The 26272-nt window shown below is 62.9% G+C and carries 23 protein-coding genes and 2 pseudogenes; 16 read left to right on the top strand and 9 right to left on the bottom strand.

The genetic code is table 11. The annotated features are described in order from the left end of the window. The first annotated feature begins 14 nt into the window (after positions 1 to 14). The 11 genes and pseudogenes from NKJ17_RS01815 (at position 15) to NKJ17_RS01765 (ending at position 11385) form a co-directional block, all read left to right on the top strand. The gene (locus NKJ17_RS01815) at positions 15 to 863 is read left to right on the top strand and encodes a bifunctional allantoicase/(S)-ureidoglycine aminohydrolase (protein ID WP_502896203.1); all 849 of its coding nucleotides are present in this window, start codon (positions 15 to 17) and stop codon (positions 861 to 863) included. After that, positions 860 to 1363 (top strand): ureidoglycolate lyase, encoded by a 504-nt coding sequence (locus tag NKJ17_RS01810; RefSeq protein WP_352686593.1) that lies wholly within the window; start codon positions 860 to 862, stop codon positions 1361 to 1363. The genes NKJ17_RS01815 and NKJ17_RS01810 overlap by 4 nt, the downstream gene beginning before the upstream one ends. Beyond that, entirely contained in the window at positions 1363 to 1956 is a 594-nt protein-coding gene (locus tag NKJ17_RS01805) for a nucleoside deaminase (protein WP_352505911.1), read from the top strand. The genes NKJ17_RS01810 and NKJ17_RS01805 overlap by 1 nt, the downstream gene beginning before the upstream one ends. Positions 1957 to 2025: 69 nt before the next feature. Beyond that, positions 2026 to 4008 carry a CocE/NonD family hydrolase gene (locus NKJ17_RS01800; protein ID WP_352686590.1) on the top strand — a complete coding sequence of 661 codons (1983 nt, stop codon included), beginning with the start codon at positions 2026 to 2028 and terminating at the stop codon, positions 4006 to 4008. 155 nt (positions 4009 to 4163) lie between these two features. After that, positions 4164 to 5750 carry an ABC transporter substrate-binding protein gene (locus NKJ17_RS01795; RefSeq protein ID WP_254816007.1) on the top strand — a complete coding sequence of 529 codons (1587 nt, stop codon included), beginning with the start codon at positions 4164 to 4166 and terminating at the stop codon, positions 5748 to 5750. Positions 5751 to 5766: 16 nt separating this feature from the next. Beyond that, a complete protein-coding gene (locus NKJ17_RS01790; protein ID WP_352505913.1) occupies positions 5767 to 6726 on the top strand; it encodes an ABC transporter permease in 960 nt (319 codons plus the stop codon). Positions 6727 to 6737: 11 nt separating this feature from the next. Next, entirely contained in the window at positions 6738 to 7565 is an 828-nt protein-coding gene (locus NKJ17_RS01785) for an ABC transporter permease (protein ID WP_254816006.1), read from the top strand. Continuing rightward, complete coding sequence (locus tag NKJ17_RS01780; protein ID WP_352686587.1) at positions 7565 to 9250, top strand: ABC transporter ATP-binding protein; 1686 nt, start codon at positions 7565 to 7567, stop codon at positions 9248 to 9250. Before NKJ17_RS01785 ends, NKJ17_RS01780 begins: the two co-directional genes overlap by 1 nt. A gap of 93 nt (positions 9251 to 9343) precedes the next feature. After that, complete coding sequence (locus NKJ17_RS01775) at positions 9344 to 10183, top strand: alkaline phosphatase family protein (protein ID WP_352686584.1); 840 nt, start codon at positions 9344 to 9346, stop codon at positions 10181 to 10183. 133 nt (positions 10184 to 10316) lie between these two features. Then, positions 10317 to 10720, top strand: a pseudogene (locus NKJ17_RS01770) (sigma-70 family RNA polymerase sigma factor). Beyond that, on the top strand, positions 10717 to 11385 hold the full coding sequence (locus NKJ17_RS01765) for an anti-sigma factor (protein WP_352686581.1): 669 nt from the start codon (positions 10717 to 10719) through the stop codon (positions 11383 to 11385). The pseudogene NKJ17_RS01770 and the gene NKJ17_RS01765 overlap by 4 nt, the downstream one beginning before the upstream one ends. Before the next feature lie 327 nt (positions 11386 to 11712). On the opposite strand, the gene NKJ17_RS01760 is transcribed toward NKJ17_RS01765, so the two are convergent. Further along, complete coding sequence (locus tag NKJ17_RS01760; RefSeq protein ID WP_031213013.1) at positions 11713 to 12735, bottom strand: substrate-binding domain-containing protein; 1023 nt, start codon at positions 12733 to 12735, stop codon at positions 11713 to 11715. Positions 12736 to 13088: 353 nt separating this feature from the next. Here NKJ17_RS01760 and NKJ17_RS01755 point away from each other — a divergent pair, with 353 nt between their 5' ends. From NKJ17_RS01755 to NKJ17_RS01735, 5 genes are all read left to right on the top strand, one after another. Next, positions 13089 to 14444 (top strand): ABC transporter substrate-binding protein, encoded by a 1356-nt coding sequence (locus NKJ17_RS01755; protein ID WP_352686578.1) that lies wholly within the window; start codon positions 13089 to 13091, stop codon positions 14442 to 14444. 225 nt (positions 14445 to 14669) lie between these two features. Continuing rightward, positions 14670 to 15683 (top strand): carbohydrate ABC transporter permease, encoded by a 1014-nt coding sequence (locus NKJ17_RS01750; RefSeq protein WP_352480046.1) that lies wholly within the window; start codon positions 14670 to 14672, stop codon positions 15681 to 15683. A 1-nt stretch (position 15684) separates the two neighbouring features. After that, positions 15685 to 16839 (top strand): carbohydrate ABC transporter permease, encoded by a 1155-nt coding sequence (locus NKJ17_RS01745; RefSeq protein ID WP_352686575.1) that lies wholly within the window; start codon positions 15685 to 15687, stop codon positions 16837 to 16839. Positions 16840 to 16843: 4 nt separating this feature from the next. Next, a complete protein-coding gene (gene bglA, locus NKJ17_RS01740) occupies positions 16844 to 18508 on the top strand; it encodes a beta-galactosidase BglA (protein ID WP_352686572.1) in 1665 nt (554 codons plus the stop codon). Positions 18509 to 18533: 25 nt separating this feature from the next. After that, positions 18534 to 19646 carry an ABC transporter ATP-binding protein gene (locus NKJ17_RS01735; RefSeq protein ID WP_352480043.1) on the top strand — a complete coding sequence of 371 codons (1113 nt, stop codon included), beginning with the start codon at positions 18534 to 18536 and terminating at the stop codon, positions 19644 to 19646. Positions 19647 to 19726: 80 nt separating this feature from the next. Here the strand turns inward: NKJ17_RS01735 and NKJ17_RS01730 are convergent, their stop codons facing one another. The 8 genes and pseudogenes from NKJ17_RS01730 to NKJ17_RS01695 all read right to left on the bottom strand — a co-directional run bounded on the left by NKJ17_RS01730 (position 19727) and on the right by NKJ17_RS01695 (position 26253). Next, entirely contained in the window at positions 19727 to 19966 is a 240-nt protein-coding gene (locus NKJ17_RS01730) for a DUF680 domain-containing protein (protein ID WP_254815996.1), read from the bottom strand. 68 nt (positions 19967 to 20034) lie between these two features. Beyond that, a complete protein-coding gene (locus NKJ17_RS01725) occupies positions 20035 to 20241 on the bottom strand; it encodes a DUF680 domain-containing protein (RefSeq protein WP_254815995.1) in 207 nt (68 codons plus the stop codon). A 71-nt stretch (positions 20242 to 20312) separates the two neighbouring features. After that, positions 20313 to 20516 carry a DUF680 domain-containing protein gene (locus NKJ17_RS01720; RefSeq protein ID WP_352480241.1) on the bottom strand — a complete coding sequence of 68 codons (204 nt, stop codon included), beginning with the start codon at positions 20514 to 20516 and terminating at the stop codon, positions 20313 to 20315. A 440-nt stretch (positions 20517 to 20956) separates the two neighbouring features. After that, a pseudogene (locus NKJ17_RS01715) lies at positions 20957 to 21704 on the bottom strand (FAD-binding oxidoreductase). Continuing rightward, positions 21701 to 22312: a molybdopterin-dependent oxidoreductase gene (locus tag NKJ17_RS01710; protein WP_352505920.1), complete on the bottom strand. Its 612-nt coding sequence runs from the start codon at positions 22310 to 22312 to the stop codon at positions 21701 to 21703. The pseudogene NKJ17_RS01715 and the gene NKJ17_RS01710 overlap by 4 nt, the downstream one beginning before the upstream one ends. Positions 22313 to 22441: 129 nt before the next feature. Continuing rightward, the gene (locus tag NKJ17_RS01705) at positions 22442 to 23980 is read right to left on the bottom strand and encodes a DegQ family serine endoprotease (protein ID WP_352505921.1); all 1539 of its coding nucleotides are present in this window, start codon (positions 23978 to 23980) and stop codon (positions 22442 to 22444) included. A gap of 364 nt (positions 23981 to 24344) precedes the next feature. Then, positions 24345 to 25070 (bottom strand): MBL fold metallo-hydrolase, encoded by a 726-nt coding sequence (locus NKJ17_RS01700; RefSeq protein WP_352505922.1) that lies wholly within the window; start codon positions 25068 to 25070, stop codon positions 24345 to 24347. A 16-nt stretch (positions 25071 to 25086) separates the two neighbouring features. Further along, positions 25087 to 26253, bottom strand: coding sequence for a diphosphate--fructose-6-phosphate 1-phosphotransferase (locus tag NKJ17_RS01695; RefSeq protein WP_352505923.1), 1167 nt, complete (start codon positions 26251 to 26253; stop codon positions 25087 to 25089). Positions 26254 to 26272 lie beyond the last annotated feature (19 nt).

The raw sequence follows: 26272 nt of genomic DNA, 5'->3' as shown, positions 1-26272 counted from the left end.
TGGATATGATGAAAATGGCCGAGCGAACCTATTATGCGCCGCAAGGCGGACATCCCGGCCAGAGTGAATTGCTGACCGGCCGCGCTGTGTTCACACAGGCCTATGCCGTGATCCCCAAAGGCGTGATGCAGGACATCGTCACCAGCGCTTTGCCGTTCTGGGATGGGACACGGATCTGGGTGCTGTCTCGGCCGCTGTCGGGTTTTGCCGAGACGTTTTCGCAATACATCGTCGAGCTCGCGCCCGGCGGCGGCAGCGACCGCCCTGAGCTTGACGCCGCCGCCGAAGGTGCGCTGTTCGTGGTCGAAGGCGAGCTATGCGTTTCGCTTGCCGGCAAGAAACATAGCTTAAGGCCGGGCGGCTTTGCCTTCCTGCCGCCGGCGAGCGGATGGACGGTGCGCAATGAAAGCGGTGCCGCCGTCCGCTTCCACTGGATCCGCAAGACTTATGACGCAGTCGACGGCATCGACCAGCCGCAAGCGTTCTTCGCCAACGAACAGGACATCGCGCCGACGCCGATGCCGGGTACCGAAGGCCGATGGGCGACGACGCGCTTCGTCGATCCGGCCGACATGCGCCACGACATGCATGTCACCATCGTCACGCTCGAGCCTGGTGCGGTCATTCCCTTCGCCGAGACTCATGTGATGGAGCACGGGCTCTACGTGCTGGAAGGCAAGGCGGTCTACCGCCTCAACCAGGACTGGGTCGAGGTCGAGGCCGGCGACTATATGTGGCTGCGCGCCTTCTGCCCGCAGGCCTGCTATGCCGGCGGCCCCGGAAAATTCCGCTACCTGCTTTACAAGGACGTCAACCGGCATGCCAAGCTTGGCGGCGCCGGCGTCGCGAGGCGCGCGCCATGACCCGAATCGTCGCCCGGCCGCTGACCCGCGAGACCTTCGCCGAATTCGGCGACGTCATCGATATGGGCAGCGACAACCATTATCCGATCAATGGCGGCAAGGCCGAGCGCTACCACGACCTCGCCACCGCGGAAGCACGAGGGCCGAATGCGCGCGTGCTGATCTCCATGGTGCGTGGCACGCCCTATGAACTGCCGTTGAAGCTGACAATGGTGGAGCGCCATCCGTTCGGCAGCCAGGCCTTCATCCCGCTGTCACCACGGCCGTTCCTGGTCGTCGTCTGCCATGATGGCGAGGAAGGACCTGGCGAGCCGCACGCCTTCATCACCGCGCCCGGGCAAGGCGTCAACTACCCGCGCAATCTGTGGCACGGCGTGCTGACGCCGATCGGCGACGTCCAGGATTTTGTGGTCGTCGACCGCGGCGGCGACGGCTCCAATCTCGAAGAGTGTCATTTCTCGCATCCTTACAAAATCCATCTTCCCGACGGGAGCCGGTGATGACCGACAGTTCGCTGATCGATCGCCTGCTCGATGTCATCGAGCACGACATCGTGCCGAAGACCGTCGAAGGCGTCGCGCACGGCAACAAACTGTTCGGCGCGGCGATCCTGCGCAAGGACGACCGTTCGCTGGTGCTTGCCGAAACCAACAACGAGATCGAAAATCCGCTCTGGCACGGCGAGATGCACTGCCTGAAGCGCTTCTACGAAATGCCTAAGGCCGAACGCGTCGATACCAAGAACGCGATCTTTCTTGCCACGCACGAACCCTGCTCGCTCTGCCTGTCGGCGATCACCTGGACCGGCTTCGACAATTTCTACTATCTTTTCAGCCATGAGGATTCGCGCGACAGCTTCGACATCCCGCACGATCTGAAGATCCTGAAGGAGGTCTTCACCCTCGATCCCGGCGGCTACAATGCCGAGAATGCCTACTGGAGGAGCTTTTCGATCCGCAAATTGGTGCGATCGCTGCCTGAGACCGAACGCCTGCGACTGGAGACGCGGATCGGCAAAATCTCCGCACGCTACGACGAACTGTCCGGCGCCTACCAGGCTAGCAAGGCCGACAACGACATTCCGCTGAGTTGACGCGGATTGACCAGCCGAATTCGTTGGCTGGCCCACGACGCATCGGCAGCGGCTCCATCATGTGGCCGCATGAAAACCGTCACTGAATTCCCGCGCAAGGTCGTTGAATTTCCCGACATGGGGATCATCATGCCGGACGGCTGCCGGCTGTCGGCGCGGGTGTGGATGCCGGCCGATGCCGCCGACGATCCGGTGCCGGCAATCCTCGAACACCTGCCCTATCGCAAGCGCGACGGCACGATCTATCGTGATCAGCTGACGCATCCCTATTTTGCCGGCCATGGCTACGCCTCGATCCGCGTCGACATGCGCGGCAATGGCGATTCCGAAGGGCTGATGGACGACGAATATTCCGAGCAGGAATTGCAGGACGCTTGCGACGTCATCGCCTGGGCGGCGGACCAGCCCTGGTGCAACGGCAATGTCGGCATGATGGGCATTTCGTGGGGCGGCTTCAACTGCCTGCAGGTGGCGTCTAAGCAGCCGCCAGCGCTGAAGGCGGTCATCAGTCTCTGTTCGACGGTCGACCGCTATGCCGACGACATCCACTACAAGGGCGGCTGCCTGCTGATCGAGAATTTCGGCTGGGCCTCGACCATGCTGTCCTATTCGTCAAGGCCGCCGGATCCGTTGCTGGCCGGCGACAACAGATGGCGCGACCTGTGGCTGACCAGGCTGGAGAACCAGCCCTTTCTGGCACCGCTGTGGCTGAAGCACCAATATCGCGATGCCTATTGGAAGCGCGGCTCGATCTGCGAGGACTATTCCGCCATCCATGCCGCGGTGCTGTCGATCGGCGGCTGGCATGACGGCTATCGCAATACGATTTCCCATCTCGCCGCCAATATCGAGGCACCGGTCAAGGGCATCGTCGGCCCGTGGATCCACAAATACCCGCATTACGCCGCGCCCGAACCGCGCATCGGCTTCCTGCAGGAGGCCTTGCGCTGGTGGGACCGCTGGCTCAAGGACATCGACACCGGCGTCGAGGCCGACCCCGCCTACCGCGCCTATCTCATGGACAGCGTGCGTCCGGCGCGCTGGCATCCCGCGCGGCCGGGCCGCTGGGTCGCTGAATCGGAATGGCCGTCACCCAACATCCGGACGCAAGAGGTTGAGCTTATCGCTGAAGGCAATCACGCTATCGTCGCGTCGCCGCAAAACTGCGGCCTTGCCGGCGGCGAATATTTCCCCTTCACCTTCGGCCCGGAACTGCCGGGTGACCAGCGCCCCGACGACGCGCTGTCGGTGTGTTTCGACCAGCCGGTGCTGACCGAAGCGATCGACATTGTCGGTGCTCCCGAAGTTTTGGTCAGAGTCTCGTCGGACCGGCGCCAGGCGAACATCGCGGTTCGGCTGTGCGACGTCCACCCGGACGGAGCGTCGGAGCTGATCTCGTACGGCGTGCTTAACCTTACGCATCGCAACTCGCACGAATTTCCCGAAGCGCTGGTGCCCGGCGAAACCGTCAGCGCCCGGGTGGTGCTCGACCAATGCGCCTATCGGGCGCCGGCCGGCCACCGCTTGCGCGTTGCCATCTCCAACAGCTATTGGCCGATGATCTGGCCGTCGCCGGAGCCGGTCCGGCTCGAATTGTCGGCCGCGACATTGATGCTGCCGCTGCGCCCGCCGGCGACGGGCGATGAGGTCACCTTCCCCGCCCCCGAAGGCGCGACGCCCTGGGCAACGGAGACACTTCGGCCCGCCAATTCCGAACGTCATGTCGATCGCGACGAAAAGACCGGACTGATCACGCTTTCCATCGTCGACGATTTCGGCGAAGTGCGCGACCTGGAGCATGGCCTCACCCACGGGAGCATCGCCAGAGAGACATGGGCGATCCATCCCGACAATCCGCTGTCAGCGTCGGGCAAGACGCATTGGACCCAGACGCTGTCGCGAAATGAATGGTCGATGCGCACCGAAACGTTCGCCGAAATGCGCTCCGACGCGCAAAGCTTCATGGTTAGCGCCAGAATTGAAGCCTATGAAGGCGAGAAACTGGTCTTCGAGCGCAACTTCAAGGAGAAAATCCCGCGCGTACTGCTTTGAGCGCTTATAGCGATTGGTCCAATTGCGACGCACGATTTACGCCACGGCATGTCGCATTCGGTCTTGCTTACCGCTTTCCCTTACGGTCATTATTCTCCCGATCGAAATGAGAAAAAACGACCATAAGGTCGGACCAACAGAGTGAGGAACTTAACATGTCGAACGAACTGGAATATCTGAGCCGGCGCGTTGCGTCCGGCAAGCTGAGCCGTCGCGATTTTCTCGGCCGGGCAGCTGCGCTTGGCGTCACCGCAACCTTCGCCAATTCGCTGCTATCCAGCGCTTCCCGCGCGGCGGGTCCGGTCAAGGGCGGCACGCTGAAGGCCGGCCTGGTCGGTGGCGAGTCCACCAACAGTCTCGATCCGGCGCTGTTCATGACGCAGGTGCCGTTCGCCTTCGGCAAGATGTGGGGCGAACTGATCGTCGAACTGTCTCCTGAAGGCAAGCTCGAGAACCGCATTGCCGAGGAGATCGGCTCGTCGGACGACGCCAAGACCTGGACGCTGAAGATCCGCGATGGCGTCGAGTTCCACAACGGCAAGAAGGTGACCGCAGAGGACGTGGCCGCCACCCTCGAACGCCATTCGGACGAGAAGTCGAAGTCCGGCGCGCTCGGTTATATGAAAGGCATCGAGAGCATAAAGGCCAGCGGCAAGGAAGTGGTGCTGACGCTGAAGGAGCCGAATGCCGATCTTCCCTATCTGCTTAGCGACTATCACCTGATCATCCAGCCGAACGGCGGCAAGGATAAGGCCGATGCCGGTATCTCGGCGGGTCCTTACAAGGTCACCACCAACGAGCCCGGCGTGCGCCATGGCGGCGAGCGCTTCGCCAATTACTGGCAGGGCGACAAGATGGGCCATGCCGACCAGATCGAGATCATCGTCATCAACGACGCCACGGCGCGTACGGCGGCGCTGCAGGGCGGCCAGGTCCACATGATCAACCGCGTCGAGCCGAAGATCGTCGATCTGATCAAGCGTGTGCCCGGCGTCACCATCCGCAACCATTCGGGACCGGGCCACTACGTTTTCATCATGCACTGCGACACCGCGCCGTTCGACAACAACGACTTGCGCATGGCGTTGAAGCTGGCGATCGACCGCGAGGAAATGCTGAACAAGGTGCTGCGTGGCTATGGCTCGCTCGGCAACGACTTCCCGATCAATGCATCGTACCCGCTATTCACCGAGATCGAGCAGCGCAAATACGATCCCGACAAGGCCAAGTTCCACTACAAGAAGTCGGGCCATGACGGTGCCGTCCTGCTCCGGACGTCGGATGTCGCCTTCCCCGGTGCCGTCGATGCCGCACAGCTGTTCCAGCAAAGCGCGGCCAAGGCCGGCATCAAGCTGGAGATCAAGCGCGAACCGGGCGACGGCTACTGGTCGGAAGTCTGGAACAAGCAGCCGTTCTGCGCCTCCTACTGGGGTGGCCGGTCGACGCAGGACCAGATGTACTCTACCGCCTATCTGTCGACGGCCGACTGGAACGACACACGGTTCAAGCGTCCGGATTTCGACAAGATGGTGCTGGCGGCTCGCGCCGAGCTTGACGAGGCCAAGCGCAAGGCAATGTACCACGACATGGCTGTGATGGTGCGCGACGAGGGCGGCCTGATTCTGCCGATGTTCAATCAGTTCATCGACGCGACGGGCGCCAAGGTTGCCGGCTGGGTGGATGATCCGCATCAGGAGTTGATGAACGGATATGCTCTGGCGAAGTGCTGGCTCGAAGCCTGAGCCCGGCCTTGCGGATATGTCCTCACCCATCGTGAAACTGGTGGCCCAGCGCATTGCGCTGGGCATCATCCTTCTATTGGCCGTTTCGGTCCTGATCTTCGCCGGCACCCAGATCCTGCCCGGCGACGTCGCGCAAGCCATTCTCGGGCAGTCGGCAACACCGGAGTCGCTCGCCAATCTGCGCGAGCAGCTCGGCCTCAATGATCCCGCCTACATCCGTTATTTTCGCTGGCTCGGCGGCATCCTGACCGGTGATCTCGGCACGGCTATGTCGAGCGGTCAGGATATCGCAACCTCGATCAAGGGAAGGCTGTGGAACACGCTGTTCCTCGCCTTCTGGGCGGCGATCGTCGCGGTGCCGCTGGCGATCATCCTCGGGCTGATCGCGGTGCGTTACCGCAATGGCTGGGTCGACAAGCTGATCTCGGGACTGGCGCTGGCCTCGACGTCCTTCCCGGAATTCTTCGTCGGCTATGTGCTCGTCTTTTTCTTCGCAGTGCAACATCAATGGTTTCCCGCCATTTCCACCGTCTATGAGGGGATGCCGTTCGGCGAACGCATCCAGGCCATAGCACTGCCGGCGGCGGCGCTGACCCTGGTGGTGCTCGCCCATATGATGCGCATGACGCGCGCTGCGATCCTCAACGTCATGCAGTCGGCCTATGTCGAGACGGCGGAGCTCAAGGGGCTTTCGGCCTTCGCGGTTATCCGCAGGCATGCCTTCCCCAATGCGATTGCGCCGATCATCAACGTCGTCATGCTCAACCTTGCCTATCTGATCGTCGGCGTCGTCGTCGTCGAAGTGATCTTCGTCTATCCGGGTATGGGGCAATACTTGGTCGACCACGTCACCAAGCGTGACGTGCCTGTGGTGCAGGCGGTCGGGCTGATCTTCGCCGCCGTCTACATCAGCCTGAACATCATCGCGGACATTGCGGCAATCGTCGCCAATCCGCGCCTCAGACATCCGAAATGAGGGGGTCGGGTATGCTCGTCATCAAACGCATTCCCATCCCGGCGCTGGTCGGACTGGTGTTGACGGCGCTGTTTGTGTTGGCGGCGATCTTTGCGCCGTGGATCGCGCCGCACGGCAATGCCGAGATCGTCAGCGACGTCCCTTGGGAGCCAATGTCGGCGGCGCATTGGCTGGGCACCGACAATCTCGGCCGCGATCTGTTGTCGCGCATGATCTATGGCGCCCGCATCACTCTGTTCATCGCGGTGCTGGCGACGGCGCTGTCGTTCTCGCTCGGCGCCATCCTCGGCTTCTCGGCAGCGGTTTTCGGTGGCTGGTTCGACACGCTGCTGTCGCGTCTCGTCGATCTCCTAATGTCGATCCCGACGCTGATCATGGCCCTTGTCGTGCTGTCGGTGCTGCCATCCAATCTGGTGACGCTGATCCTGGTCATGGGCGTTCTCGACTCGACCCGCGTCTACCGCCTGTCGAGGGCGGTCGCCGTTGACATCAACGTCATGGATTACGTCGAGGCGGCCAAATTGCGCGGCGAAGGCAGCGGCTGGATCATCTTTCGCGAAATCCTGCCCAACGCGCTGTCGCCGCTGGTTTCGGAACTCGGCCTGCGCTTCATCTATGCCGTGCTGTTCCTGTCGACGCTGTCCTTCCTCGGTCTTGGCGTGCAGCCGCCGGACGCCGATTGGGGCGGCATGGTCAAGGAAAACAAGGATGGCATCGTCTTCGGCATAGGCGCCGCCCTCATTCCGGCGGCGGCGATCGCAGCGCTGGCAATTTCCGTCAATCTCGTCGCCGACTGGGTGCTCAACCGCACGACAAGCCTGAAGGGAGGACGCGGGTAATGGCCGACAAGCAACCGAAGCCCGGGCAACCGAAGCCCGGGCAACCGAAGTCCGGCGTGCTGCTCGACATCCGCAATCTGCGCATCGAGGCCACGGTATATCCGCCGGGCGAGGCGCCGAAGAACATCGTGCTGGTGCACGATGTCTCGCTGACGCTCGAAAAGGGCAAGGTGCTCGGATTGATCGGCGAGTCCGGCGCCGGCAAATCGACCATCGGCCTGTCGTCGATGGGTTACGGCCGCGGCGGCGTGCGCATCACCGGCGGCGAGGTCATCCTCAATGGCCGCGACATCCTGAAGGGCGGCAACGAAGGGTTCCGCAAATTGCGCGGCCGCGAGGTCTGCTATGTCGCGCAATCGGCGGCAGCGGCCTTCAATCCGGCGCACAGGCTGATGGACCAGGTGGTCGAGGCAGCACTCCTGCACGGTACGGCGACGCGGGCCGAAGCCGAAAAGCGCGCCGTGGCGCTGTTCAAGAAGCTCAGCCTGCCGAACCCCGAAAGCATCGGCGAGCGCTTCCCCCACCAGGTGTCGGGCGGTCAGCTGCAGCGCGTGATGACGGCAATGGCGCTGTGCTCGGAACCCGACCTGATCGTCTTCGACGAGCCGACCACGGCGCTCGACGTGACGACGCAGATCGACGTGTTAGCGGCGATCAAGGATGCCATCCGCGACACGCATGTGGCGGCACTCTACATCACCCATGACCTTGCCGTCGTCGCCCAGGTCTCGGACGAGATCATGGTGCTGCGCCACGGCCGGCTGGTCGAATGGGGCGGCACGCGCCAGATCATCAAGGAGCCGCGCCAGGAATACACCAACGCGCTGGTTTCGGTGCATGAGATCGAACATCAGGAGCAGAAGCCCGGCCCGAGCCCGTTCCTGTCGGTCAAGAACATCACCGCCGCCTATGGCCGCAGCCACATCAAGGTGCTGAAGAACGTCTCGGTCGATATTTTCCCGGGCCAGACGCTGGCGGTGGTCGGCGAGTCCGGCTCCGGCAAATCGACGCTGGCGCGCGCCATCACCGGCCTCCTGCCGCCCGAACAAGGCACCGTCACCTTCGACGGACGGCCGCTCGCCAACCGGCTTGCCGACCGGCCGAAGGAGGATCTGCGCCAGTTGCAGATGATCTATCAGATGGCCGATGTCGCGATGAATCCGCGCCAGACGGTCGGCACCATCATCGGCCGGCCGCTGGAATTCTATTTTGGGATGCGCGGGCGCGAGCGCGACAAACGGGTCGCCGAACTGCTCGACAAGATCGAAATGGGTAAAGGCTATGTCGACCGCTATCCGGCCGAGCTTTCGGGCGGCCAGAAGCAGCGCGTCTGCATCGCTCGTTCGCTCGCCGCCAAGCCGAAGCTCATCATCTGCGACGAGGGGACATCGGCGCTCGACCCGTTGGTGGCCCACGGCATACTGGAGCTGTTGCTCGAGCTGCAGAAAGAGGAAAACGTCGCTTATCTGTTCATCACTCATGATCTCGCAACAGTGAAGTCGATCGCCGATTCGATCGCGGTGATGTATCGCGGCGAGGTGGTGCGCTACGGCCCCAAGAGCAAGGTTCTGACGCCGCCGTTCGACGCCTACACAGACCTTTTGCTGTCGTCGGTGCCCGAAATGGAGATTGGCTGGTTAGAGAAAGCGATCAAGGGACGGCGCATGGCCAGCGCGGGGAACTAGCCGGCTGCCCCTTGTGCCCGACGATCCTGTCCGGGCGTGGATTGAACGGCAGGCCCGCCCTGACTTTTCCGATCAAGCCGCATGGAGGCGCCCTTGGCGCTCAACACAAAACTTCTGCTCATCATCCTAGACGGCGTGCCTTACCGGAACTGGCGACGGCTGATGGGCAATCTCGAAGGCTGGGTGCAATCCGGCGACGCGCGCGTGTGGAAGATGCGCTCCGTGCTGCCGTCGACCTCGGCATCCTGCTATGCCTCGATCCACACCGGCGTGCCGCCTCAAGTGCACGGCATCCTGTCCAACGAGAACCGGTTTCGCGTCGAACAGCCGGACATTTTTTCCGAAGTCAGTAGGGCCGGCGGCAAGACGGGTGCGGTCACCCATTCCTACTGGTCCGAATTCTTCCGAGCCTATCCGTTCGACCTGGTTGAGGACATAGAGTTCGACCAGCCGGGCAGGCCGATCAGCCATGGCCGGTTCCACACCATGACCGGCTACAACGCCAGCAACCAGATGACGCCGAGCGACGTCGACCTGTTCGCGACGTTGACCCTGCTGACCAGGCGCTACGGCATCGACTACGGCATCCTGCACAGCTGCACGCTGGACTCGATGGGCCACCGGTTCGGCCATGACTGCCGCGAGATGGATCATGCCGTCTATGCAATAGACGCCATGCTCGCCGGCTTCCTGCCGCGCTGGCGGGAGGCCGGCTACGAGGTGATCGTCACAGCCGATCATGGCCAGACCGATCGCGGCCATCACGGTGGCCACGACGAAGAGATGCAGGATTTCGCACTTTATTACTTCGGATCGGGCGAGGGCCCGGAGGCCAATACGCTGCTCGATCAGCTGCAGCTCGCGCCGACAGTGCTTGCGCGCCTCGGCGTGCCGGTGCCGGTCACCATGAAGGCAAAGCCGTTCCTGAGTTGAGCGCGCGCCCTCTTCTCCCTCTGGCGACGCTCCCGCTCTTCAGTTAGCCTCCGCAAATATACCGGCGGATGCGGTGAACCTTTTTGGGCCGATCAGCGACAGAGCAGGCAGGAGCCAGGCGGCTCGACCGGCGATGACTGCCGCGGAGACCGATCGCGCGCTCGTCGAGCGCGTCGCGAAGGGCGACCGTGCCGCCGTGCGGCTCCTGTTCATGCGCCACCACGCGCGCGTCTACCGCTTCGCCGCACGCCAGACGGGATCGGAACTGATGGCCGACGATATCGCCGACGGTGCCGACACGCCGGAAATCGTGACGATGAAAGAAGACAAGGCCGCTGCCTTGCGACGCTTCATCGATGCCATACCGGAAGAGCACCGTACGGTGATCGACCTTGCCTATTATCACGGGCAATCGGTGAGCGAGATCGGCGAGGTACTCGGCATCCCGGTCGCCAGGTCAAGACCAGGATGTTCTTCGCCCGCAAGAAACTCGGCGAAGCCCTCAAGGCCGCCGGTTACGACAGGGGGTGGCCATGAGCGCCGCTGAAAAGATGTCGCGCCGCGACGAAATGGAAATGCTGCTGCCGTTTTATCTGAACGGCTCGCTGGAGGGCACCGAGCTCGAAGCCATCGAGGAATGGCTGGCAAGCGATCCGGCGGCGATGGCCGCACTAGGCGAGGCCGAGGCCGAATTCTCCGGCACCGCTGCCGCAAACGAGGCAATCCGCCCGCCTGCCGATGCGCTCAGCCGCTTTGCCAAGGCGCTCGATGCCGAGGCCGGCCCCGCCCGCGGGCCGGCGGCATCGTCCTGGCTGGCGCAGGCCTGGAGCCGCTTCATGGCGGCGCCCGCCGGCATTGCCTGGGCCGCGGCCGCGGTGCTGCTGGCCCTGGTCGTCACGCAATCCTTTGTGCAGACCGGCAACAGAGATGGCGATTTCGAGATTGCCGGATCGGACGACGATCTGGCCAAAATGCCGTTTGCCCTTGTGAAGTTCAAACCGGATGCGAAGCTGTCCGACATCGTCGCTTTTCTCGACAAGAACCAGTTGACGATCGCCGGCGGGCCCACCGCCGACGGCGTTTTCCGGCTCGGCGTTCCGGCCAAAACCGCCGCCGACTATCAGAAACTGCTTGGCCTTATTGCCGCCCAGCCTTTCACCGAAGCTGCCCTGGAGGGAAGGAAACCGGCTGATGGCGGCTAAGGCGGTCGTTCGATTGACGGCGACGATTACAATCTTCGCCACGTCTGCCGTCGCACAAACCAACGATCCTAACCTCACCCAGGCGGAGATCGACTGCCTGAACCGGGGACGTGCTGCCGACGCCGACTGCGCCAAGGCGGCTGCTCGGCAACACGCTGGTGCGCTTCGGCATTCCGGATGGCCGCCCGGTCGGCGTCATGCCGTTCTCCCGAAGCCGCTGCATAATGTTGGGCATCAGATATTGGGGGCAAAACTCAATCGGCCGGTTACCTCAAATGACCGATATGGGCTCGAACTCGGTCGCTCAGGGTAATTGAGTTTTGATCCCTAGGCCGGTGCGCCGGCGACCGATCCCCTGACCACCAGGTCGACCGGCCAGACCTCGCCGCGAGCGCCCTCCTCCAAGCCGGAAATCCGCGCCGCCAGCCGTTCGGCGATGCGTGCGCCGGCCAGGCGGATCGATGAACGCGTCGTCGACAGCGGCACCGAAAAATTTTCCGGCTTCAGCCAGGGAAAGACGTCGTCATGGGCGATCAGCGACAGGTCGCCCGGAATGGTCAGGCCGAGATCGCGCACCGCGCGCACCACGCCGAGCGCCATGATCAGGCTGGAGCAGGCGATCGCCGTCGGCGCGTCGCTTTGTTCCAGCAGACGCCTGGCGGCGCGATAACCGTTCTCCTCGGTCATTGTCAGGGAACAGACATGCTGATCACGAAGCACCAGGCCGCTTGCCGCAAGCGCGCGCCGCACGCCGCGCTCGCGATGTATGGCGAAGGTCTCGCGATCGTCGCCATTGATAAGCGCCAGACGCCTGTGACCGAGCTGGACGAGAAGCCGCGCCGCCTCGTGGAAGGCGCCTTCATTGTCGATGTCGGTGAAGGGATAGTCGAAATCGAAGCCTTCGCTGCGGCCGTGGACGATGAAGGGAATGCCGAGCGTATTGACCAGCGCCACCCGGCGGTCGGCCGGCCTCGGCGAGGAGATATAGACCGCGTCGACCTGCCGGTTGGCAACAATGCGGCGGTAGGTCGTCTCCTGGTCGTCGGCATCGGCCGGTGACAGCACCAGGTCGAGCTCGTGCGAACGCGCATAGTCGCCGAGGCCGGACAGGAACTCGACGAAATGCGGGTCGATATCAACGGTCGTTCCCGTCGGCAGCACATAGCCGATCATGCCGGTCTTGCCGGTCGCCAGCCGGCGGGCGCTCGGATTGGGGCGATAGCCATGACGCTTGGCGGCATCGACCACCCGCCGGCGCGTTTCCTCGTTGACTTCCGGGTAGCCGTTCAATGCGCGGCTCACCGTGGTCTGCGAAAGCGCTAGCATGTGGGAGAGCTGCTTGAGGTTCACCGGAGGCCTCCAAACCTCAAAGCGCTTTTAATCTGAAACGATCTGGCCGTGTTGCCGAGCGCAGTGACCATACGCACGGTTCGGACCGGTTTGAAGCCGAATTTGCTGCTGCACCGCCAGAAAACTGTGCTGCAGCGCACTTTTGCCGGCACCCGGCCGGAGAAATTAAATCGATTAGCCTGGCTTCCTCTTGACTCGCGATCAATTCAGTGGCGAGATCAAAAATGACCAAAGCGCTTTGGAAGACTCCACGAAAGGTTGCAGTTCCTTTCCGACTGAGTCACAGTCCTGCGGCGCCGGCGGACGGAATGGAGGTTTCGTTCGGTGTTTGTCACCACTGGGAGGGAATACCGATGAAAAAAATGCTTCTGCTGGGCGCTGCGTTTGCCACGCTCGCCCTGGCCATGCCCGCGCAAGCCGAACTGAAGTTCAAGCCGGGCGAAGATCCCCGTTTCAACTGGGCCAACTACGAAGAGCTCAAGAAGGTCGACCTCAAGGGCGAGACACTGACGATCTTCGGGCCGTGGCGCGGCGAGGACGAAGGGCTTATCCGCACCGTTCTCGATTACTTCTCCGAAGCCACCGGCGCCGAGATCAAGTATTCCTCGTCGGAGAATTACGAGCAGCAGATCGTCATCGACACGCAGGCTGGCAGCCCGCCCAACATCGCCGTGCTGCCGCAGCCGGGCCTGATCCAGGATCTGGCATCGAAAGGCCTATTGACGCCGCTCGGCGACGACACGGCCAACTGGGTCAAGGACAATTACGGCGCGGGCCAATCCTGGGTCGACCTCGGCACCTTCAAGGACAAGGACGGCAAGCCCGGCTTCTTCGCCTTTCCTTATAAGGCCGACGTGAAATCGCTGGTCTGGTACTCGCCGGACAATTTCGAGGAAGCCGGCTACAAGGTGCCGAAGACGCAGGAAGAGCTTGCCGAGCTCGAAAAGAAGATCATCGCCGACGGCGGCACGCCATGGTGCATCGGGCTTGGTTCGGGCGGCGCCACCGGCTGGCCGGCGACCGACTGGGTCGAAGACATCATGCTGCGCACCCAGACGCCCGAGATCTACGACAAATGGGTAAAGAACGAAATTCCGTTCAACGATCCGGCCGTGGTCAACGCCATCGACATTTTCGGCAAGATCGCGACCGACGACAAGATGGTCGAGGGCGGCGCCAAGGCGGTTGCGGCGACCGATTTCCGCGACAGCCCGAAGGGCCTCTTCTCGGTGCCGCCGAAATGCTATCTGCACCACCAGGCATCGTTCATCCCGACCTTCTTCCCGCAAGGCACCAAGATCGGCGAGGATGCCGACTTCTTCTATTACCCGCCCTACGCCTCCAAGCCCGAGCTCGGCACTCCGGTGCTCGGCGCCGGCACGCTGGCCATGATCACCAAAGATAGCAAGAGTGCCCGCGCGTTCATCGAATTCCTGAAGCTGCCGCTCGCTCATGAGATCTGGATGGCACAGGGCGGCTTCGTGACGCCGTTCAAGTCGGTCAACAAGGACGCCTATGCCAGCGACGCGCTGAAGAAGCAGGGCGAGATCCTGGCCAACGCCTCGACCTTCCGCTTCGATGGGTCCGACCTGATGCCGGGCAAGATCGGCGCCGGCGCGTTCTGGACCGGCATGATCGACCTGGTCGGTGGCAAGTCCGCCCAGGACGTCGCCACCGACATCCAGAAAAGCTGGGACGCGATCAAGTAAGCGGCCGGCTCGAGTCCCATGTGATGCGGTCCGGGCCTCAAACGGCCCGGACCTTCTTCGGTGCCTGGCGTCGCGTCGATTGTCGTGAGCACGACGCATTCCGGCATGACGCGCGCCCAGTGACCTGCTTTTCGGCTGGTCGCGCTCCAGACAACTGAATCGGCGCATGATCCCGTCGCCAAAGCCATTCTCGACTGGCGGATCCGTGCGCAGGGGGAGGGACCCATGGCGGCTCAGATTTTTTCGGCGATATTCGTCATCATCATCGGCGTGGGCGGCTGCGTCGCCTATTTCTGGGGTGCCAACAAGGCACTCGACACGATCTTTCCGGCACGCGGCGTTTCCGGCAAGGCGGCGATCAACAATCTGCGCCGGCAGGGGGTGATCCGGCCCTGGCTGTTCGTCGGCCCGGCGATGATCATCCTCACCATCTACCTGATCTACCCGGTGGTGGAGACGCTGAGGCTGTCGTTCCTCGATCGCGGCGGCGCCCATTTCGTCGGCTTGGCCAACTATCAATGGGCGTTCGGCGACCGCGAGTTCCGCAATTCGATCCTCAACAACATCATGTGGCTGGCGGTGGTGCCAGCCGCCTGCACCTTCCTCGGGCTGATCATCGCCGTGCTCACCGACAAGATCTGGTGGGGCACCATCGCCAAGAGCCTGATCTTCCTGCCGCTCGCCATCTCCTTCGTCGGCGCCAGCGTCATCTGGAAATTCATCTACGAATATCGCGGCGAGGGCCAGACACAGATCGGCCTGCTCAACGCCATCATCCAGTATTTCGGCGGCCAGCCGCAGGTCTGGATATCGCTGCCGTTCTGGAACAACTTCTTCCTGATGGTCATCCTGATCTGGATCCAGACCGGCTTTGCCATGGTCATCCTGTCGTCGGCCTTGCGCGGCATTCCGGAAGAGACGCTGGAAGCCGCCGTCATCGACGGCGCCAACCCTTTCCAGATCTTCTGGAAGATCATGGTGCCGCAGATCTGGGGTACCATCGCCGTCGTCTGGACCACCATCACCATCCTGGTGCTGAAGGTTTTCGACATCGTGCTGACCATGACCAACGGCCAGTGGAACAGCCAGGTGCTGGCCAATCTGATGTTCGACTGGATGTTCCGCGGCGGCGGCGATTTCGGCCGCGGCGCCACCATCGCCATCATCATCATGATAGCGGTCATTCCGATCATGGTCTGGAACATCCGCCAGGCGAACAAAGAGACGGAAGGACATTGAGATGACTGTCTCGACCGGAAAGTCCTTTGTCAGCCGTTTCGGCGTGCATATCGCCGTTTTCATCTTCGTTGCGATCTGGACGATCCCGACGCTCGGCATTCTGGTCTCGTCGCTGCGCGACAAGGACCAGATCATCGCTTCGGGCTGGTGGAACTCGTTCACCAGTTCCAGCCAGACGGAAGCCGGACGGCTGCCGCCCGCGTCGGCGCAGGTCGAGAAGGACGGCAAGTTCGTCCTGCAAGGCAACATCTTCGGCGACGGCCGTGCCCGCAACATCAGCGCCTTCGGCGTCAAGTCGGCAGCGCCGACGCAATATCCCGCCGGCACGACAGCCGATCTCGGCGACGGCGTGACCCTGCAGCTCAATGCCGACGGCAGTTTCGTCATGACCTCGCCGAAGGCTTTTGAAAGCGAACGCGGCCAGCGCGTCTATTACGCCTCCTCGGCGCCGCCGAAATTCACCACCGACAATTACGACACGGTACTGTTTTCGGAAGGCATCGGCCGCTCCTTCATGAACTCGCTGACCGTCACCATTCCGGCGACTGTCATTCCAATCCTGATCGCCGCGTTCGCCGCTTACGCTTTGGCCTGGATGCGCTTTCCTGGCCGGGCTCTGCTCATCGCCGTCATCATCGGCCTCCTGGTCGTGCCGCTGCAGATGTCGCTGATCCCGCTGTTGAAGCTCTATAATGGCGTCGGCAGCTTCTTCGGCGTGCCGTCGAAGACCTATCTCGGCATCTGGCTGGCGCATACCGGCTTCGGTCTGCCTTTCGCCATCTATCTGTTGAGGAGCTATATCGCCGGCCTGCCACGCGAGATCATGGAGTCGGCGCGCATCGACGGCGCTAGCGATTTCGAGATCTTCGTCAAGATCGTGCTGCCCTTGTCGTTCCCGGTGCTGGCCTCGTTCGCCATCTTCCAGTTTCTCTGGGTGTGGAACGATCTGCTGGTGGCGATGGTTTTCCTTGGTACCGAGGGCGACCAGATCGTGCTGACCGCCAAGCTCAATGCGTTGCTCGGCTCACGCGGCGGCGACTGGGAGATCCTGACGACATCGGCCTTCGTTACCATCATCGTGCCGCTGATCGTGTTCTTCTCGCTGCAGCGCTATTTCGTCCGCGGGCTGCTTGCCGGCTCGGTGAAAGGAGGTTGAGATCATGCAATCCGCTTTGAAGGCCACCCCGAAGCCCGATCTCGCTATCGATCGCGACTGGTGGCGAGGCGCCGTGATCTACCAGATTTACCCGCGCAGCTACCAGGATTCGAACGGCGACGGCATCGGCGACCTCAGGGGCATTATCGGCCGGCTGCCCTATATCGCCTCGCTCGGCGTCGACGCCATCTGGATCTCGCCGTTCTTCAAATCGCCGATGAAGGACTTTGGCTACGACGTGTCGGATTATTGCGATGTCGATCCGATGTTCGGCACGCTGGCGGACTTCGACGCGCTGACCGCCGAGGCGCACCGGCTTGGCCTCAAGGTGATGATCGACGAGGTGCTCTCGCATACTGCCGACGTCCATCCCTGGTTCAAGGAGAGCCGCTCGAGCCGCAGCAATCCAAAAGCCGACTGGTATGTCTGGGCGGACGCCAAGCCGGACGGCACGCCGCCCAACAACTGGCTGTCGATCTTCGGCGGCTCGGCCTGGCAGTGGGACACCAGCCGCCAGCAATATTACCTGCATAATTTCCTGGCCGAGCAGCCCGACCTCAATTTCCACAGCCGCGCGGTCCAGGACGCGCTGCTCGATGTCACCCGCTTCTGGCTGGAGCGCGGCGTCGATGGTTTCCGCCTCGATACCATCAATTTCTACTTCCACAGCCAAGGCCTGGAAGACAATCCGCCGCTGCCGCCCGAGCAGCGCAACGACCAGACGGCGCCGGCCGTCAACCCCTACAACTACCAGGACCATCTCTACGACAAGAGCCGGCCTGAAAACCTGGGCTTCCTCGAACGCTTCCGCGCCTTGCTCGACGAATATCCGGCGACGGCCGCGGTTGGCGAAGTCGGCGATTCGCAGCGTGGACTGGAAGTCGTGGCGGCCTATACGGCCGGCGGCAGGCGCGTCCATATGTGTTACTCCTTCGACTTCCTGGCGCCGGAGAAGATGAGCGCGGCAAAGGTGCGCTCGGTGCTGGAAACCTTCGGCAAGGTGGCCAGCGACGGCTGGTCGTGCTGGGCCTTCTCCAACCATGACGTGATGCGCCCTGCCTCGCGCTGGGCAGCCGGCGAGCCGGACCCGACCGCGTACCTCAAGGTCATCTCGGCGCTGCTGATGTCGTTGCGCGGCTCGGTCTGCATCTATCAGGGCGAGGAGCTCGGGCTCAGCGAGGCCGAACTCAGCTTCGAGGATCTGCAGGACCCATACGGCATCCGCTTCTGGCCGGAATTCAAGGGCCGCGACGGCTGCCGCACGCCAATGGTTTGGGACGGCGCTGCCCGCAATGGCGGCTTCTCGACGGCAAAGCCCTGGCTGCCGGTGCCGGCCAAGCATCTTACGCAAGCGGTCAATGTGCAGCAGGGCGACGACGGCTCGCTGCTCGAGCACTACCGGCGCTTCCTGGCTTTCCGCCGTGCTCATCCGGCACTGGCCAAGGGCGATATCGAGTTCATCGAAAGCGAGGGCGACACCGTCGCCTTCACACGCCGCGAAGGCAACGAGCAGATCGTCTGCGCCTTCAATCTCGGCGCAAAGCCGGCCGAGGTCGATCTTGACGGCCGCTCACTGCAGCCCTTGCCGGGACACGGGTTTTCGGGACAGACTGGCGCCGGCACTATCCGCCTCGGCGGCTACGGCGCCTGGTTCGGGCGTATCGACTGAATTCAAGGAAGAACTGGAGAGTACCATGGCCGATGTCACGCTAAGGCAAGTGAGGAAATCATATGGCAATCTCAACATTCTGCACGGCGTCGACCTCGACATAAAGTCGGGCGAATTCATCGTCTTCGTCGGTCCGTCTGGTTGCGGCAAGTCCACCTTGCTGCGCTGCATCGCCGGGCTGGAGGAGATCACCTCGGGCGAGCTCAAGATCGACGGCGAGATTGTCAACGACGTGCCGCCGTCAAAGCGCGGCATCGCGATGGTGTTCCAGTCCTATGCGCTCTATCCGCACATGACCGTCTACGACAACATGGCGTTCTCGATGAAGATCGGCAAGGAAAGCAAGGCCGAGATCGACAAGCGGGTGCGCCAGGCGGCCGAGATCCTGCAGCTGACCAAATATCTCGACCGCCTGCCCAAGGCGATGTCGGGCGGCCAGCGCCAGCGTGTCGCCATCGGCCGCGCCATCGTGCGCAATCCCAAGGTCTTCTTGTTCGACGAGCCGCTATCCAACCTCGATGCGGCGCTGCGCGTCGCCACTCGCATCGAGATCGCCAAGCTCAAGGAATCGATGCCGGCCACAACGATGATCTATGTCACCCACGACCAGGTCGAGGCCATGACGCTGGCCGACCGCATCGTGGTGCTGAAGGAAGGCCATATCGAACAGGTCGGCACGCCGATGGAGCTCTACAAGCGGCCCGGCAACCTGTTCGTCGCCCAGTTCATCGGCTCGCCGGCGATGAACATCCTGCCGGCGACGATCGACAGGACCGGCAACCCGACGGTCGTCAGCCATGTCGGCGGCCGCAAGGCAACGGTGCCGATCGCAACGCCTGCCTCGGCGAAAGGCGCTGCGGTGAGCTTCGGGGTGCGGCCGGAGGATCTGATGATCGCAGCCGGCGCCGACTATTTGTTCGAAGGGACGGTCGACTATGTCGAGCAACTCGGCGAGGTCCAACTCGTCTATGTCGACATCGGCCGCGCCGACCTGCCGCTGGTGACCAAGCTGCCGGGCAATGTCGAGGTCAAGCGCGGGGCGTCGATGCGGCTGACGGCGGATGCCGGCGACCTGCATATTTTCGACGCGGACGGACACTCCTTCGCGCTCCATGAAGCAGAAGCAAAGGCGGCTTGAGGCAGGCGTTTTTCCGCCACGCAAAAGACAACAGCGGCGGGCTGGGCCCGCCGCTCTTATCTGGAATTCCGGTTCGGCTGTTAGTTGTTGCCGAAGAGGTTGCGGTCGGCGCCCTGAGGCGCGGACTTGGGCACATCGCCAGACGAATTCAGCAACTTGTAGATCGGCGAGTTGCTGTCACGCACCGAATACGTCTGCGTCTTGTCGACATTGACGGTCGACTGCTTATTGATGTCGCTCCCGCCAACATTGTCGTTTTGGGCATAGGCGCCGCCGGCGGCAATCAAGAGAGCGGCGGCAGTAAGAACAATCTTTTTCATTTGGATACTCCTGGATTTCGGATCAAAGCGGCGGGCATGCCCGCCCGCCTTGATGGTGGGATCGGCTGTTAGTTGTTGCCGAAGAGGTTGCGATCGGCGCCCTGGCCGACCGGCTGCTTTTCAGCCTGATCCGACTTCTTGAGGGAGGCCGTGTACGAGCTGTCGACCGCGACAGCCGGCTGGTTGGCTCCGTTGGAACCATAATTGTCGCTGCCGGCGAAAGCGCTGCCGGTGATGGCCAAAACGGCGACGGCGGCAAGAAAGATCTTTTTCATTTCAATACTCCTGAATTTTTTCAGATCCCGGGCGGCGGATATGCCCGCCGCCCTGATGCTGGGATCGGCTGTTAGTTGTTGCCGAAGAGGTTCCGGTCGGCGCCCTGGACAGGCTGCTTGTCAGCATCAGCCGGCTTCTGAATGGAAGCCGTGTACGAGCTGTCGCCCGAGGCGGCAGGCTGGTTCGCACCATTGGAACCATAATTGTCGCTGCCGGCGAAGGCGCTGCCGGTGATGGCCAAAACGGCGACGGCGGCAAGAGCGATCTTTTTCATTTTTAGTACTCCAGTATCTTAGTCTCAGTCCGTCTAGCGGCGTGTCTTGGGAGGAGTTCGCGTCGTTCGGACCGCCCCGATGTGGGAAAGCCAATGGCCAGTTTCCAATCACGAAGTTGTTTGGTGTGGACCAAGAATCTACACCTTGAAATTGTGCCACGGACTCCCTCCGCCACATTTTTACCGTTTAATGTCAACAAGATAGCCCATCGCCTCGGTCTGACTGCAAGGGGAGTTGGAAGGCAGCGTTCACAGCGTCCTGCACGCATTGTCAACAGAAACGAACCGTTCGGTTCGATTTTTTAAACCGATAAAAGTCGCAGCCGGGGTTGTTTGTCGAATCGTTAACCATTTCAGCCAAGCGCGGCCTCGCCGTTCTGCCGGTTTTCGGCCCGTTTAGGCCGGCCGGCAAAGGCAGCAACCGGGCAAGCAGAACCGGGTCAGACCCCGTAGCGTTCGGTGCGGATGAGAGCCGCAGGCACCCCGGCATCGATCAGTGCCTCGGCGGCGGCCGTCACGAATGCGTTCGAGCCGCAGACAAAGGCCAGCTTCGGCGGCGCGGGCAACCTGGTCATGGCTTGCACCATCATCGCGGCGTCGACCCGCCCGCGCATAATCCGCCGGACGGCGGGCCGGCTCGCGCGTCAGCGTCAGCACCAGGTCGAAGCCATCCCGGCGCTCGGCGAGGTCGATCAGCTCATCGCGAAAGATCACCTCGTCCCAGACCCGCGCCGAAACCACCAGGGCGGCGGCAACCAGCGACCCCCGCATCGCCCGGTGACGGACCATCGACATCAACGGCACCACGCCCGACCCACCGCCGACGAGCAGGAGCGGTCCGCCATCGCCGTCGGACCAGACGAAATGGCCGCCGAGCGGCCCGCGCAATTCGAACTCGTCGCCCACCGCCGCGATCTCGTGAAAGAACGGCGAGACCTCCCCGTCCTCGAGTTTTTCAATCGCCAGCTCGATGGTCTCGCCGGTCTCCGGTGCCGAGGCGATGGAGTAGGAGCGCCGCGCCTGATAACCGTCAGGCGCCGTCAGCCTGACATCTACATGCTGTCCGGCACGGTAGGCGAAGGGCCGCGACGGCTGCAGGAAAAAGCTGGTGACGCGCGGCGTGCGCTTTTGGATGCGGGTGATGGTCACTATCTGCCAGGGCGACTGCGCCGCCGGTGCGTCGCTCATGGATCGTTCGTGTAGCGCTGCTCGCGCCACGGGTCGCCATAGATATGATAGCCTCGCAACTCCCAGAAACCCGGCTCGTCACGCTCGGTGAACTGCAGCCCGTTCAGCCATTTGGCCGATTTCCAGAAATAGAGATGCGGAACGAGCAGCCGCGCCGGGCCGCCATGGTCGGGGGTGATCGGCTTGCCCTCGTAAAGCAGCGCCACCATCGCCTTGCCGCCGGTGAGATCCTTCGTCGGCACGTTGGTGGAATAGCCGTCGAAACCCAACGCCAGCGTGAAGGCGGTGGGCGGCTCGATGCCGGCGTCGGCAAGGATGTCGTCGACCAGCACGCCCTGCCACGCCGTGTCGAACTTGGTCCATGCGGTGACGCAATGGATGTCGCGCGTCATCTTGGTCAGGGGCAGCGCGTTGAACTCGGCCCAGTTCCACTTCTTGATCGGCCGCGGCCCGTGCTTAAGCGTGAACGACCAATCCTCGGTGCGCACATGCGGCGTCGGGCCGGCCGACAGGACCGGGAAACCGTGCTCGAGATATTGCCCCGGCGGGATACGTGCACCCGTATCCGTCGGCGGCTTTCGTCCGGAAGAGAAGCCTCGGGTAGCCATCAAGAATATCCGTTTGCGCAAGGTCCAATCGACCTTTGTCAGTTTTCTCGAAGACGCGCGCGCGGGCAACCGAAATCTTGGCTCGGCCGGCAATGCCCCTCCATCGATCTTGGCAGCGCGGCGCCTGCCTCAGCCACTGGCGAAGGGGACGGCGACAAACATCTGGGCGTCGCCGCGCTGGACAAGCAGCAGCACCGATTTCTTGCCGGATTTGGCAGCCTGCACGATCGCCTGGTTAGCCTGCCTGGCGCTTCTCACCGGATGCTGGTCGACGGCGACGATGATATCGCCGGGCTGGATGCCGGAAGCCGATGCCGCCTTGTTCGGGTCGACGCGCTCGACCAGTGCGCCGTGCTGGTTGCCTGCCAGGTTCATTGCCTGGCGTACATCCGGGGTGACATCCATCAGGCGGAGACCGAGCGCCGGTGCACGGAGGCCCTGCTCCGTCGACGGCTGACCTTGATCGCCGGTCACCGATCCCGTTGCCATGTCGTCTTCGTTGCGCCCGATCTCGACCGAGATCTGCAGGCTTTGGCCCTTGCGCCAGACATTGAGGGTTTCCCTTGTGCCGGGCGCAACGTCGGCGACGGCGCGCGACAGGTCCCTTGGGTCCTTTATGTCGCGATCGGCGAAGCTGGTGATGACGTCGCCGGTCTCGATGCCGGCCTTGGCGGCCGGCGATCCGTCGCTGACCTGCGCGACGAGCACGCCGGCGGGGTGATCGAGGCCGATGGCGGTCGCCATATCAGGCGTCACCGGCTGGATCTGGACGCCGAGGTAGCCGTACTGGATGGAGCCGCCCTTCATCAGCTTGGCGACGACCTTTTGCGCCTGGTCCGAGGGGATGGCGAAGCCGACGCCGACGCTGCCGCCATTCGGCGAAAAGATCGCCGTGTTGATGCCGACGACATTGCCGTTCACATCCGTCAGCGGGCCGCCGGAATTGCCCCGGTTGATCGGTGCGTCGATCTGGATGAAGTCGTCAAACGGCCCGCTGTGCAGGTCGCGGCCGCGCGCCGAGACGATGCCGGCCGTGACCGTGGTGCCAAGGCCGAACGGATTGCCGAAGGCGAGCACCTGGTCACCCGGCATGAGCTTGTCGGAATCACCCCATCTGACGGTCGGCAAGGGCTTGCCGGCTTTGACCTTGAGCACGGCAAGATCGTTCTTGGCGTCATGGCCGATCAATTTGGCGGGAAGCTCGGTGCCGTCGTCGAGCGTCACCTTGATCGATTGGGCGCCATCGACAACGTGATTGTTGGTGACGATGGTGCCGTCGCTGGCGACGATGAAGCCTGAACCGAGCGCCTCGGTGCGCGGCGCCTGTTCCGGCGGTGTTTTGGGAGCGGGCAATCCCTGGTCACCGAAGAAATGGCGGAAATAGTCGTCGAAAGGGGAGGTTCCGCCAAAGGGAGAGGCGTCGCTCATGGTGTCGGGCTGTTGTACTTTCATGACCGTCGTGATTGTCACCACCGCCGGCTTATCGGCCGCCACGACCGGCGCGAACGAGCCGCTCGGCGCCGTCATGCCGGTGACGGGAGGGGTGACCGTTGCCGCCAGGACATCATTCAGCCTGGGAGCGAGAGGCAGGGCGAAAGGGCTGACGATCAACGCTGCGCCCAGCAGAGCGGCGACGCGATGTCTGCGAAGGGTCTGAATTGGTGACATGGCCGTTGTCCGGGCGAGAGATTGGTGAAGCGCCCTAACGTTCCGTCACCGGAACAATTCATCGGCGCGTCGGTCGTCGGCCTTGCCTGTCTCGCCTGTCAGGCAGCCGACCGGATCGACAGCCCCGCATCTAGGGCGCCGATCATGGTTTCCAGATAATGTTACGAAGATTTAATTTTCGGCTGGCAACCGCCGTGCCGGGCTGGCGCCGAAACCCGAAAACAAAAACCCGCCTTGCGGCGGGTCGTTGGGGCAAATCAGCACCATACCCAAATTACTAGCATAGCTGCCGGCACAAAGCAAGAACAAAATAGTTACCCAAGCCAAATAGCTTCAGGCCCCCCTCACTGCCCCGCCAAGGCTTCTATGCCGCTGTCCCGTCCGTTCGCCTGAGATACGCCGAGGCGATCTCGCGCATCCGCCTGCCGTCGAAGCTCGGTCCATGGCCGCCATGACCGATCCGGATCGGCAGGTCGAGCAGTCGCTGCATGGTGCGGCGGTAGGCGGCACGATCGGAATCCGGCAGGTCGTCGATCAGTGTGGCGTCATAGATGGCGTCGCCGGCGAAGAACAGGCCGTCTGCCTCATCGAACAGCGCGATCGAATCCGGAGAGTGGCCGGGCAGGTGCAGGACGCGGAATTGCCGGTCGCCGAGGTCGATCCTATCGCCCTCGTCCAGGGTCCGGTCCAGCGGCGCCGGTGGAATCCTGTAATCGGCCGCTTTCCAGCCCTTTGCCGGCAGTCTGGAGACGGCGCCTTCCAGATCATGGAACATGTAGGCGTAGGTCACCGCTTCGTCCATGCTGTCGAACTGCGTGGCGCTGTGGCGCGGACCTGCCCGCAACGGAAACTCGTGCAGCGAGCCGACATGATCGAGATGGATATGCGTGGCGACGACGAGCAGCGGCTTGCCGGCCGGCGTGTCGATCTGCGGCGCCAGCGGGCAGATCCCCATGCCGGTGTCGACCAGCAGGTCGACATCGCGGCCGCGCACATGCCAGATGTTGGCGCGCATGAAATCATGCACGAAGGGCTCGGTCAGCATCATCGTCTTGGCGTCGACGATGGTTTTGCTGAACCAGCTGTCCATCAGATCAAGGCCGGCATCAGACGAACGGCTTGCCGACCTTGTACTTTCGCGGAACCAGCCGCTTCAGATAGGCCATGCCCGCATCGGACAGCCGGTTGACGTCGGGCAGCATGAAATCATCCGGCATATGGCGCGTCTTGCCGGCGACGTTCTTCAGCGGCACCTTCTTCAGTACGGTTTTTTTGCCGTCATATTGCAGCGCCACCGAACCGCCGCCCTCGTCGGCCACGGTGACGGCGAAGGCACCGGCATCGAAGGCCTCCTGCGCGTCCACCGCGCTGATGGCGCCGACATAGCCGCGCGGCATATAGCCGAGCGCATCGACGCGCGCCCGCTTGCCCGGCAATCCTTCGGCGAGCGCGCGCTCCAAGGCTGCCGGCAGGTCGCTGCCCGACAGCTTGACGTTGCCGTGCTGGTCGCGCTCCAGCCTTTCCGGCGGCACCAGGCTTTCGACCAGCGCCTTGCCGTCGGCGGTGCTGACGCCTTCGGAGACGGCAACGATGCAGCGCTTGTGGCGGTCGAGCGTGGCGCGCACGTCGTCGATGAAACCGGCCGCCGAGAACGGCCGCTCCGGCACGTAGACGAGATGCGGGCCGCTGTCCTGGTCGAGCTGCCAGGCCGCGGATGCGGCCGTCAGGAAACCGGCATGCCGCCCCATGACGATGCCGACATAAATGCCCGGCAAAGCGCGGAAATCGAGATCGACCGAAAGAAACGCGCCGGCGACGAACTCGGCCGCCGACATGAAGCCGGGCGTATGGTCGTTCTCCTCGAGATCGTTGTCGATGGTTTTCGGCGCGTGAACGAAGGCGATCTTGCCGCCGGCGGCGTCGGTGAGGATCTGCTGCGTGCCCGAGGTGTCGTTGCCGCCGATATAGATGAAGGCATCGGCGCCGGCTTTCTTCAAGCCGCTGAGGATGAGGTCGCAATAGGCGGCATCCGGCTTGTCGCGCGTCGAACCGAGCGCGGCGCTCGGTGTCGCCGCGATCAGCCGCAGGCGGTCCTCGGGGATGGCGGAAAGATCGACGTAATTGCCGTCACGAATTCCGCGCACGCCGTGGATGGAACCAAGCACCTTGGCGCCGGGATGCCGCTTGCGGATTTCGAGCGCAGCACCCACCACGGTCTGGTTGATGACGGCGGTCGGGCCGCCGCCTTGCGCGATGACAAAAGTTCCGGCCATTGTTCACGTCTCCCGGGCG

The sequence above is a fragment of the Mesorhizobium sp. M0208 genome (genome assembly GCF_040322015.1).
Lineage (GTDB): Bacteria > Pseudomonadota > Alphaproteobacteria > Rhizobiales > Rhizobiaceae > Mesorhizobium.
This window is presented reverse-complemented; position numbering and strand designations above follow the sequence as displayed.

Excerpts from the sequence above, each read along its gene's own strand:
- NKJ17_RS01815 (WP_502896203.1), top strand. The coding sequence starts at position 15 with ATGGCCGAGCGAACCTATTATGCGCCGCAAGGCGGACATCCCGGCCAG.
- NKJ17_RS01810 (WP_352686593.1), top strand. The coding sequence starts at position 860 with ATGACCCGAATCGTCGCCCGGCCGCTGACCCGCGAGACCTTCGCCGAA.
- NKJ17_RS01805 (WP_352505911.1), top strand. The coding sequence starts at position 1,363 with ATGACCGACAGTTCGCTGATCGATCGCCTGCTCGATGTCATCGAGCAC.
- NKJ17_RS01800 (WP_352686590.1), top strand. The coding sequence starts at position 2,026 with ATGAAAACCGTCACTGAATTCCCGCGCAAGGTCGTTGAATTTCCCGAC.
- NKJ17_RS01795 (WP_254816007.1), top strand. The coding sequence starts at position 4,164 with ATGTCGAACGAACTGGAATATCTGAGCCGGCGCGTTGCGTCCGGCAAG.
- NKJ17_RS01790 (WP_352505913.1), top strand. The coding sequence starts at position 5,767 with ATGTCCTCACCCATCGTGAAACTGGTGGCCCAGCGCATTGCGCTGGGC.
- NKJ17_RS01785 (WP_254816006.1), top strand. The coding sequence starts at position 6,738 with ATGCTCGTCATCAAACGCATTCCCATCCCGGCGCTGGTCGGACTGGTG.
- NKJ17_RS01780 (WP_352686587.1), top strand. The coding sequence starts at position 7,565 with ATGGCCGACAAGCAACCGAAGCCCGGGCAACCGAAGCCCGGGCAACCG.
- NKJ17_RS01765 (WP_352686581.1), top strand. The coding sequence starts at position 10,717 with ATGAGCGCCGCTGAAAAGATGTCGCGCCGCGACGAAATGGAAATGCTG.
- NKJ17_RS01755 (WP_352686578.1), top strand. The coding sequence starts at position 13,089 with ATGAAAAAAATGCTTCTGCTGGGCGCTGCGTTTGCCACGCTCGCCCTG.
- NKJ17_RS01750 (WP_352480046.1), top strand. The coding sequence starts at position 14,670 with ATGGCGGCTCAGATTTTTTCGGCGATATTCGTCATCATCATCGGCGTG.
- NKJ17_RS01745 (WP_352686575.1), top strand. The coding sequence starts at position 15,685 with ATGACTGTCTCGACCGGAAAGTCCTTTGTCAGCCGTTTCGGCGTGCAT.
- bglA (WP_352686572.1), top strand. The coding sequence starts at position 16,844 with ATGCAATCCGCTTTGAAGGCCACCCCGAAGCCCGATCTCGCTATCGAT.
- NKJ17_RS01735 (WP_352480043.1), top strand. The coding sequence starts at position 18,534 with ATGGCCGATGTCACGCTAAGGCAAGTGAGGAAATCATATGGCAATCTC.
- NKJ17_RS01730 (WP_254815996.1), bottom strand. The coding sequence starts at position 19,966 with ATGAAAAAGATTGTTCTTACTGCCGCCGCTCTCTTGATTGCCGCCGGC.
- NKJ17_RS01725 (WP_254815995.1), bottom strand. The coding sequence starts at position 20,241 with ATGAAAAAGATCTTTCTTGCCGCCGTCGCCGTTTTGGCCATCACCGGC.
- NKJ17_RS01720 (WP_352480241.1), bottom strand. The coding sequence starts at position 20,516 with ATGAAAAAGATCGCTCTTGCCGCCGTCGCCGTTTTGGCCATCACCGGC.
- NKJ17_RS01710 (WP_352505920.1), bottom strand. The coding sequence starts at position 22,312 with ATGGCTACCCGAGGCTTCTCTTCCGGACGAAAGCCGCCGACGGATACG.
- NKJ17_RS01705 (WP_352505921.1), bottom strand. The coding sequence starts at position 23,980 with ATGTCACCAATTCAGACCCTTCGCAGACATCGCGTCGCCGCTCTGCTG.
- NKJ17_RS01700 (WP_352505922.1), bottom strand. The coding sequence starts at position 25,070 with ATGGACAGCTGGTTCAGCAAAACCATCGTCGACGCCAAGACGATGATG.
- NKJ17_RS01695 (WP_352505923.1), bottom strand. The coding sequence starts at position 26,253 with ATGGCCGGAACTTTTGTCATCGCGCAAGGCGGCGGCCCGACCGCCGTC.